This is a genomic window from Methylobacterium goesingense (genome assembly GCF_022179225.1).
GTDB classification, from domain to species: domain Bacteria; phylum Pseudomonadota; class Alphaproteobacteria; order Rhizobiales; family Beijerinckiaceae; genus Methylobacterium; species Methylobacterium goesingense.
Genome location: NZ_BPQL01000042.1, coordinates 1 through 8,848, shown reverse-complemented (window position 1 = coordinate 8,848; position 8,848 = coordinate 1). Strand labels below are relative to the sequence as shown.

Sequence of the window (8,848 nt, the reverse complement as noted above, 5' to 3'; positions counted from 1 at the left end):
GTTCAACGCTGTTTGACAGGTAAAGACCGGGTTCGACGCAATCACGTCGCGATCTTCAACTTCGTGCAGGCCCAGACGCAAGATGGGCGAAGGCTGTGTATCCTAACGCTGATCGAGGCGCACAGCCGGGCATACCTCGCGCTAAAGGTGGCGCGACGCATGAGCAGCCTCGGCGTGATCGAGGCGCTGGCCGACGCCATGTGTCTCTTTCTGGCGTCCCAGAGCACATTCCCTGCGGCAATGGCCCTGAGACGATCTGGAAGGCACTGCGCGAATAGGGGGCCAAAGTCGGCAAGCTGCGCGACGAATTCCTGCGCCGAGAGATCTTCTACTCGCTCAAGGAAGCCCAGGCCGTGATTGCCCTCTTGCAAAACACCGACAACCGCGTCCGGCCGCACTCGTCCCTGTGCTACCAGCCGCCTGCGCCTATCGGCTTCCTTGATCTGGCCTTCCGACGACTCATGGCAACGGCCATGCCGTAGCTTCTCATTCGGATCCGTCCAAAATACCGGTCAGGTCACTACCAGGCCTCAGCAACCCGACAAGTGACATTTGTTATGTAACGCTTCCTTGCTTTTTTCAAATAGGCGTCGTGAACCATAATGGGCAGCATTTCCACGAATGAGGTTCAGATCGGCACCCGCAGGCGTTTCTGGGAGGAAGTAATCTCCGACCTCTATACGAAGACAGATGTCACGATTGAAAACACCGCGCAATTCTACGGGCTGATCAACTGGCACAAGATAGGTGAAGTCGTTCTATCGGATATTTCTTCGACCCGATCCGTCGTCACGCGCGAAAGTCGCTATATTCGTAAATCCAGCGACAACCCGATCCAGATCAATTTTCAGATCGAGGGCACAGGCACCGTCATACAGGATGGCCGTGAGGCGCTGACACGCCCGGGCGAGGTGACGATTTACGACAGTTCCCGCCCTTATGAGATGCGGTTTGACGGCCCCTTCCGCCAATTGTCGGTCGATTTCCCTCGCCGGATGCTGGGAGATCGATTGAAATGCAGCGAACGGGTGACCGCGCGGGGTTTCTCTGGAACGAACGGGCCGGGAAGGTTTCTGTATTCCTATGTGCAGTCGCTTGTGATGGGCAAAAGCGACGAAGACCTGACCATCGCCGATTGTCTGCAGGACAACCTGATGCGATTGCTCGGTATTGCCCTTCTCTCGCTCGATCAATCGGGTCAAGTCACCGAAAGCGACGGTAAGCATGCGGCTCTGTCGCGGGTAAAATCTTATATCAAATCCAACCTTGCCGATGATTCACTTTCGCCCGCCGCAACAGCGAGAGCACAAGGTCTGTCGCTTCGCAATTTATACTATCTGTTCGAAAGCGAGGGTACGACCATTTCGCGCTTCATCCAAGATAGCCGCCTGGAGCAATGTCGCAAGGAGATCGAGGATATCCGCATGTCCGGCCGATCGATTAGTGATATTGCGCTGGCTTGGGGCTTTAAAGACACCGCCCATTTCAGTCGAGCGTTTCGGCGCCGGTTTGGGGTGACACCTCGCGAATGTCGGAGCGCCCGTCGGTTGTGAAAGATTTCCTGATCTGCGGCTGTCGAATTGCACGGAAAGACAAAAACCCTGCACGGACGAGCAGGAGATAGGTGTGAAGACTTTATATGATCCTCCGATGGCCGTGATCGATCAGGAGGATCTCGCACATGAATGAAATCTCACCAATCAACTCAGAAATGACTGCGCTGCAACGGCGCGATAATTCACACTATTTGCATCCCTTCACGGATTACTCGGAATTGCATGCCGAGGGTGCAACCATCCAGGATCGCGCAGAGGGTATCTACATCTGGGATGCCGACGGTCGCCGGATCATCGACGGTCTTGCCGGGCTCGGATGCGTCAATCTGGGATATGGTCGCCAGGAACTCGCTGATGTCGCAGCACGTCAGATGAAGCGACTGTCCTACAGCCAGTCATTCTTCAAGACGTCGAATGAGCCCGCGATCGCGCTCGCGGCAAAATTAGTTCAACTGGCCCCGCGTGGTCTAAACCACGTGTTCTTTGCAAATTCGGGTTCTGAGGCCGTTGAAACAGCGCTCAAGCTGGTCCACCGCTACTGGAAACTCGCCGGGAAGCCAGAGAAGAACGTGGTCATCGCACGCGAGCAAGCCTATCACGGCAGCACTATTGCCACGACAAGTCTTTCCGGCAATCCGGTCTTCTATGAGTCCGGCGGCGGAATGCCCATTGCGGGTATTGAGCGGATTAAGGCTCCGTACTGGTATATGAACGGCGCCGATCAGTCTCCTGAAGCATTCGGCCTGACGGCTGCCGGCTGGCTTGAGGAAAAAATTCTGCACGTGGGCCCTGAGCGCGTCGCCGCGTTCTTCGCTGAGCCATTCCAGGGCGCGGGCGGTGCGATCGTGCCGCCGGCGACCTATTGGCCGGAAATTCAGAACATCTGCCGGAAGTATGACGTCCTTCTCGTGGTCGACGAAGTTGTGTCGGGATTCGGCCGCACCGGCAAGTGGTTCGGCTGCGAGACATTCGGCATCGAAAGTCCTGACCTCGTGACAATTGCCAAGGGTATCACCTCGTCCTATTTTCCGATGTCAGCAACGATGGTGAGCGACCGCATCGCGTCGATGTTAATTGAAAAGGGTGGGGAGTTTTATCACGGCTTCACCAATTCCGGACACCCTGTCGGTGCTGCCGTCGCGCTTGAAAATATCCGCATCATGGAGCTTGAGAGCGTTGTGGAGAACGCCGCAGATGTCGGACACTATTTCGGCGAGCTCATCGCAAGCCTCGCGGATCATCCAATCGTCGGCAATGTACGCAGTTGCGGTCTGTTTGCAGGGATCCAGCTCGTCGCGGACAAGGAAACGCGCCGTCTTTTCGACGAGTCGCTGAGGGTTGGCGATCGTTGCAGTGCGGAAGCACTGCAGCGTGGCCTTGCGCTGCGCGCCATCGGCGACACAATGGCGCTGATGCCGCCGCTGATCATCACCCGCCCCCAGGTCGATGAGGTTTTCAAGATTACATTGGAAGCCCTGGATGCCACGGCTCGCGCCTTCACGGCGCAAAAAGTGGGCTGACAAGCGAGATCGAGAAAGGTCGCCGGCGTTTCTTACAGGTTGATATGAACCGTCCGTCAGTTGAGCGGCTTCTTGGAGCATGCGGCAAACAAAGGCGACGATGTCGAGGTCTGCGAGCGTGCTGTGATAGCGCTTGTCGTCCTTGACGAGGCGTCGGAAGCGCGTGGCCCAGGAGAAGGAACATGCTCTACCACCCATCGCCGCCGCAGCAGGGCGAAGCCGCGCTTGGCGTCTGGCCGTTTGACCACTTCCAGGGCGTGGATCAGCGTCGAACCATGACCCTTGTCATAGATCATCGTGAGTCAGTAGTAGCTCAAGCTGAAATGCTCAAAGAGGTGGGGTCACGATTTGAGCCGATCGTGACCCCACTTGGGATTGATACTTTCTCCTTTTCTCAGATGCTGAATAGCAATCGAGACAGGGTCACCGTTAGACACCGATTCATATTGGTGCCTTGACTAGTCCCAGTCGATCTCGAGGGACCGCTCGAAGGCGGCATCTCCGTGCTCCTTGCCCTTTGGATCGACGACCACGACGTCCCGGAAGCCCCGACGCCGCAGCTCCCAGGTCTTCTCCATCGCCTGCTCGTCCGTCCCGCAGGCGAAGGCCATGGCCCTGCCGCTCGGATCGGTTCCCTTCACTGTGAACACGACATGATCTCCGCTTTCGACCGACATATGGGGCTGGCGCGTGAGAACCCATACCTCCAGCCTAAATCCGATCCGCATTCATCACGGCAGCGGCGAGCCGCGTGCTGATCTCGGGCAAACCATACATCAGAACGAGGCCGTCGCGTTGGACACGTCGCCACCGCCGCGCTTCTCGCCGTCGTTGGGACCGCAAGCTCGGCGCGGGCGGCCAGCTTCGCCTGCATCAGGGCCATTTCGGGAGCAGTGCACCTCACCTGTGCCGAAGCTGCCCTCGGCGCCTGGGACGCGATTCTCTCGAGGTGCTACGCCGCAGCCCTGCGGGAGGCTGCAAGTGGACGCATCAGGGCGGCCCAACGGGAATGGCCGGCGAAGGCCGGCGTATGCGAGACCGACGCGTTACTCGTCAAGGCGTACGACGAAAAGGTCGACACGCTCATGCCGACGAACGGCGGCGACGCGGAGACCGTGCATTTTTCCATTCGCCGAAGCGTTCTGCAGTGCCGTGCCGAAGCTGAAGCGGGCCGCCCAGCGTGTCCGTGCGTTTGCCGACCGTCTGCGCCAGAACGATCCTGCGCGCCGGCCTGGGGGCTGCCGCGCTGGTATCTTTTGCGATGCCGGCAGTCCAAGCCGCCGTCTGATGCATCAACGGCCAGCCCCTCGCTGAAATGGCGGCGCTGATCGTCGACGTTGCCCGCCATCCCGCTGCCACCGCGCCGCTGTGCGACGGACGGGCTCTCGGCCTTTGTCATCGCCCGCGAGACCGATGCGGAGGCGGAAGACGAGCATGCGCGCCTTCCATGCCGCCGGCGTCGAACTCTGCATGCTGCAATTCCAGCCGTTCGAGGCCGAGATGCGGCGCTTCGCCGTCGAGGTCCTGCTCCGGGGTGCGATGAGCGTCAGGCGCGGGCGACGAACCACTGATGAGCGGCCATGCCCACCAGCATGGCGGCAACGAAGACCAGCATGGGCAGCGTCCCCGTCGACAGGGCCGCCACGGCGGGGCCGGGACAGAGGCCCGACAGGCCCCAGCCGATCCCGAACAGGGCTGCGCCCCCGATCAGCGGCCGGTCGATCCGGCGGTTCGTCGGCAACTCGAAGGCGACGGCCAGGGCCGGGCGCGGCAGGCGCCGAGCCAGAGCGTAGCCGAGGCCGGCGACGCTGACCGCGCCGCCGAGCACGAAGGCCAGGGTCGGGTCCCAGGCCTGACGCCCGTCGAAGGCGCCGGTCACGTCGAGGAAGCCCTGCACCCGGGTCGGGTCGAGCATTCCTGAGAGCGACAAGCCGAGCCCGAAGACCAATCCGGCGGCCAGGGCTGCGAGCAGGCGGAGCGCCGCGCTCACGCCAGCGCTCGCAACAGGGCGACGGTGAGCATGCCTGTCCCGAGGAAAGTCAGGACCGCCGCCAGCGAGCGGGCTGAGAGCCGGGCAAGGCCGGCCACACCGTGACCGCTGGTGCAGCCCGAGCCGAGGCGCGTGCCGAATCCGACGAGGAGACCAGCGACGGCGAGCACCGGCAGCGGAGCGACGAACCGCATCGCCGGCCAAGCCCCGGTGGCGAGGGCGAAGACCGGCGGCCCGGCGATCAGGCCGGCGACGAAGGCGGCATCGACCCATTGGCGCAGGCCACGGTCCCGGCCGAGGCCGGCCACGAGGCCGCTGATCCCGGCGATGCGCCCGTTCAGAAGCATGAGGAGCGCCACCGACAGGCCGATCAGCGCGCCGCCGGCGAACCCGGACGCATAGGTGTTCATCGGAATCGGCCCTGCTCCGCCACCGCGTGTCGCCTCATACTCTACCGGGCCCTATCCTAGCGGGCCATGCCCCAGCGCCGAACGGTGATCCGTTCGAAGGCCGCGAACACGAGGTTCTCGACCACGAGGCCGATGACGATGACCAGGACGAGACCGGCGAAGACCCGGTCGGTGTAGAGTTCGTTGCGGTTCTGGAAGATGTACCAGCCGAGGCCACCCCGCCCCGAGGAAGCTCCGAACACCAGCTCGGCCGCGATCAGGGTACGCCATGCGAAGGCCCAACCGATCTTCAGGCCCGACAGGATCGCCGGCAGGGCGGCCGGGATCAGGATCTGCAGGACATAGGACGGCCCGCGCAGGCCGTAGTTGCGCCCCGCCATCCGCAGGGTCTCGGGTACGCCCTGGAAGCCCGCGTAGGTGTTGAGCGCCATCGGCCACAGCACCGAATGGATCATCACGAAGATCAGGCTGCCGGAGCCGAGGCCGAACCAGAGCAGGGCGAGCGGCAGCAGGGCGATGGCCGGCAGCGGATTGAACATCGCCGTCAGGGTCGAGAGCAGGTCGCGGCCGAACTGCGTCGAGACCGCGAACGTCGTCAGCCCGAAGGCGAGCACGATGCCGGCGAGGTAGCCCTGCACCAGCACGGTCAAGGAGATCCGCACCCGGTCGATGAGCTCGCCGTTGGCGAGTCCGTCGAAGAGGGCCGACATCGTGGCCAGGAATCCGGGCAGCAGCAGGTCGTTGTCCTGCCAGCGCGCCAGACCCTCCCAGACCAGCGCCAGGGTGGCGATGATCAGGCCCTTGCGCAGCCAGTCCCGCTGCCACAGCCGCGCGCCGAGCGGCAGCGTGCGTTCCACCGGCGCCTCCACGAAAGGCGCGAGCACCCGGTCGTACTCCGGGCGGACCGCCGGCATTAGGTCGCGCCAGACGTGGTTCCGGGTGAAGAGATCGGGGCGGGTCGCTGACGCGCTCATCGGTTCGCCTCCGCCGGGGCGTCGGCCTCGAACAGGCGGGTGTGCAGCCGCTGCACCGCTCCCTGGAAGGCCTCGCTCCCGATGCTCGTAAGATCGAATGCGTGGCTGTTGAACTCGGCCCGCACCCGTCCGGGATGGGGCGAGAGCAGGGCCACCCGGTTGCCGACCACGAGCGCCTTCTCGATCGAATGCGTGACGAAGAGCAGCGTGAACCGGGCTTCGTCCCAGAGGGCCAGGAGCTCCTCCTGCATCCGCCGCCGGGTCAGGGCGTCGAGCGCCGCGAAGGGCTCGTCCATCATCAGCACCCGGGGCTGCATCGCCAGGGCGCGGGCGATGGCGACCCGCTGCTTCATGCCGCCCGAGAGCTGGTGTGGGTAGCTGTCGGCGAAGGGCGTGAGCCCGACTTTGTCGATGTAGTGGCGCGCGCGCTCCTGTGGCTCCCGTCGGCCGAGCGCTTTGGCGGCGCGCAGCGGGAAGGCGACGTTCTGCGCCACCGTCTTCCAGGGCGGCAGCTGGTCGAATTCCTGGAAGACAACGATGCGGTCGGGCCCGGGCGCGCGCACCGGAGCGCCCGCCAGGGTGATCGCGCCCTCCACCGGCGTGATGAAGCCGGCCGCCGCTTTCAACAGGGTGGACTTGCCGCAGCCCGAGGGCCCGAGCAGGACGAAGCGATCGCCCGCATGGATGTCGAGGTCGATCCGGTGCGTGGCCCGCACCACCCGCTGCGGCGTGCGGTATTCCAGGGTGACGCCCCGGATCTGCAGCAGAGGCGACGGGGCGGGCGCGGGGGGAGGCTCTAGCTCCGGTGCCGGCCGAGCGGGGGCGGCTTCGCGCCGGACGCCGCCGTGCGGGCGCGGCTCGGCCAGTTCGAGGACGTAGAGGTCGGACAGGGTGGCGGCGCAGATCATCGCGGGCCGCTCAGCTGCCGGTGGTGATGCGCGGATCGGCGAAGAAGTAATCGCCGATAACCTCGGGCGCGGACTTGATCGCCCCGACCCGATGCATGAACTGGCCAAGCCCGAGGGTGTTCTCCGGTGTCACCTTGAAGGTCACGGCCGGGTTGGTGATGATTGCCTTCAGCAGCGCCGGATCGAGTTTGCTGCTGGTCGTTCGAACGAAGATCTCGGCCGCCTTGCCGGGGTTCTCGGTGATGAACTTCGCCGCCTCGTCGAGTGCGTCCAAGAAAGCCTTGTAGGTCTTCGGGCTGGATTTGTAGAACGCTTCCGTCCCGTAGAGCACCGTCGAGGAGGACGGGCCGCCCTGGACGTCGTACGAATTCAGGACGATGCGGGCCTTGGGGTTCTCGGCCAGTTCCTGGTCCTGGAAGGGCGGGTTGCCGAAATGGCCGGTGATCTCGGTGCCGCCCTTGATGATCGCGGCCGCCGCCTCCGGGTGCGGGACCGCGACGCTGAGTCGGTCGAGCTTGGCGAATTCCTTGTCGCCCCAGAGCTTGGCTGAGGCCCATTGCAGGATGCGCGACTGCACCGAGACGCCCACCGCCGGGACCGCGATCCGGTCCTTCTCACCGAAGTCGGCGATGCTCTTCACGGCGGGATTGTTGGTGACGAGGTAGTAGGGAAAGTTGCCGAGCGAGGCGATGCCCTTGACGTTCTGCCGGCCCCGGGTGCGGTCCCAGAGGGTGAAGAGCGGCCCGACGCCGGCCCCCGCGACCTCGATGTTGCCTGACAGCAGCGCGTCGTTGACGGCCGCACCGCCCGAGAGCTGGACGTAGTCGACCTTGATGTCGAGGCCGGCCGCCTTGCCGTGCTTCTCGATGAGCTTCTGATCCTCGACTACGTTGAGGAGCAGGTAGACGACGCCGAACTGCTTGGCGATCCGCAACTGGCCCTCGGCCGCCGCGCCGCCGGCAAGCGACGCGCATAGCGCCAGTCCGCCGAGCAGGGCTCCCGCCAGCCGCCGCGAGAGGAAGGTATGTTGCCTGGTCGTCATCGTATCCGCCGCCGAAATGTCTAGAGAAGCTGTGTTATCTGCAGGCAATTCAGGTGATCCGAGTCGGGAAAGAACCCTGGATCGATGCCGAAGATGGTATCCTGTGTCCCAGGCGGGTCAATAAAAGTGCTGTCTTTATTCGGTTCGTGCCGGAGAATATCAGTGTTTCGCGCTCGGGCTTTCGGAGGGTATTTCTCCCGGCGCGCAATTTAGCGCCGGAAACTCCGCTCCCATGCAGGGAAGTGCCACTTCTTTCGCCGATCCTCCGTGGAGGCGTTGCGGCCTCCGCGGGGACCGGAGCCCGATCGAACGTCCCGGCAAGCATTTCACCCCGGAGCCGGCTCGTCCGGAGGCTATTTCTTTCGTTATCCGCCGAAGATGGAAAGATCGTTTCGTTGATCGCCCGGCCTGAATACGGTTGAATATCGGTCTTCGGGGCGCCGTTGAT

General features: G+C 63.4%; 9 protein-coding genes and 3 pseudogenes. 5 read left to right on the top strand and 7 right to left on the bottom strand.

The features are described from left to right. The 3 genes and pseudogenes from MFF30_RS08405 to MFF30_RS08395 form a co-directional block, all read left to right on the top strand. A pseudogene (locus MFF30_RS08405) lies at positions 1-482 on the top strand (integrase core domain-containing protein); the annotation flags it as partial. Between the two features lie 120 nt (positions 483-602). Then, positions 603-1,553: an AraC-like ligand-binding domain-containing protein gene (locus MFF30_RS08400; RefSeq protein WP_238278665.1), complete on the top strand. Its 951-nt coding sequence runs from the start codon at positions 603-605 to the stop codon at positions 1,551-1,553. A gap of 128 nt (positions 1,554-1,681) precedes the next feature. Beyond that, positions 1,682-3,076 carry an aminotransferase gene (locus tag MFF30_RS08395; protein ID WP_238278663.1) on the top strand — a complete coding sequence of 465 codons (1,395 nt, stop codon included), beginning with the start codon at positions 1,682-1,684 and terminating at the stop codon, positions 3,074-3,076. 45 nt (positions 3,077-3,121) lie between these two features. On the opposite strand, the pseudogene MFF30_RS08390 reads toward MFF30_RS08395, so the two are convergent. Then, a pseudogene (locus MFF30_RS08390) lies at positions 3,122-3,333 on the bottom strand (transposase); the annotation flags it as partial. Between MFF30_RS08390 and MFF30_RS08385 the strand changes: the two are divergent. Further along, complete coding sequence (locus tag MFF30_RS08385) at positions 3,259-3,534, top strand: hypothetical protein (RefSeq protein WP_238278667.1); 276 nt, start codon at positions 3,259-3,261, stop codon at positions 3,532-3,534. The pseudogene MFF30_RS08390 and the gene MFF30_RS08385 sit on opposite strands and share 75 nt — an antisense overlap. Here the strand turns inward: MFF30_RS08385 and MFF30_RS08380 are convergent, their stop codons facing one another. Next, positions 3,535-3,726, bottom strand: a complete 192-nt coding sequence (locus MFF30_RS08380; RefSeq protein ID WP_238278662.1) for a hypothetical protein — start codon at positions 3,724-3,726, stop codon at positions 3,535-3,537. Positions 3,727-4,367: 641 nt separating this feature from the next. Between MFF30_RS08380 and MFF30_RS08375 the strand changes: the two are divergent. Then, positions 4,368-4,609 (top strand): annotated as a pseudogene (locus MFF30_RS08375) (LLM class flavin-dependent oxidoreductase); the annotation flags it as partial. A 13-nt stretch (positions 4,610-4,622) separates the two neighbouring features. Here the strand turns inward: MFF30_RS08375 and MFF30_RS08370 are convergent. The 5 genes from MFF30_RS08370 to MFF30_RS08350 are packed head-to-tail and all read right to left on the bottom strand — an operon-like array spanning position 4,623 to position 8,400. After that, positions 4,623-5,066: a DUF6691 family protein gene (locus MFF30_RS08370; protein ID WP_238278660.1), complete on the bottom strand. Its 444-nt coding sequence runs from the start codon at positions 5,064-5,066 to the stop codon at positions 4,623-4,625. After that, positions 5,063-5,476: a YeeE/YedE family protein gene (locus tag MFF30_RS08365; RefSeq protein ID WP_238278658.1), complete on the bottom strand. Its 414-nt coding sequence runs from the start codon at positions 5,474-5,476 to the stop codon at positions 5,063-5,065. Before MFF30_RS08365 ends, MFF30_RS08370 begins: the two co-directional genes overlap by 4 nt. Before the next feature lie 56 nt (positions 5,477-5,532). Next, positions 5,533-6,390 carry an ABC transporter permease gene (locus tag MFF30_RS08360; RefSeq protein ID WP_373320868.1) on the bottom strand — a complete coding sequence of 286 codons (858 nt, stop codon included), beginning with the start codon at positions 6,388-6,390 and terminating at the stop codon, positions 5,533-5,535. A gap of 56 nt (positions 6,391-6,446) precedes the next feature. After that, positions 6,447-7,358, bottom strand: coding sequence for an ABC transporter ATP-binding protein (locus tag MFF30_RS08355; RefSeq protein WP_238278654.1), 912 nt, complete (start codon positions 7,356-7,358; stop codon positions 6,447-6,449). Positions 7,359-7,368: 10 nt separating this feature from the next. After that, complete coding sequence (locus MFF30_RS08350; RefSeq protein WP_238278652.1) at positions 7,369-8,400, bottom strand: ABC transporter substrate-binding protein; 1,032 nt, start codon at positions 8,398-8,400, stop codon at positions 7,369-7,371. Between the last annotated feature and the right edge of the window lie 448 nt (positions 8,401-8,848).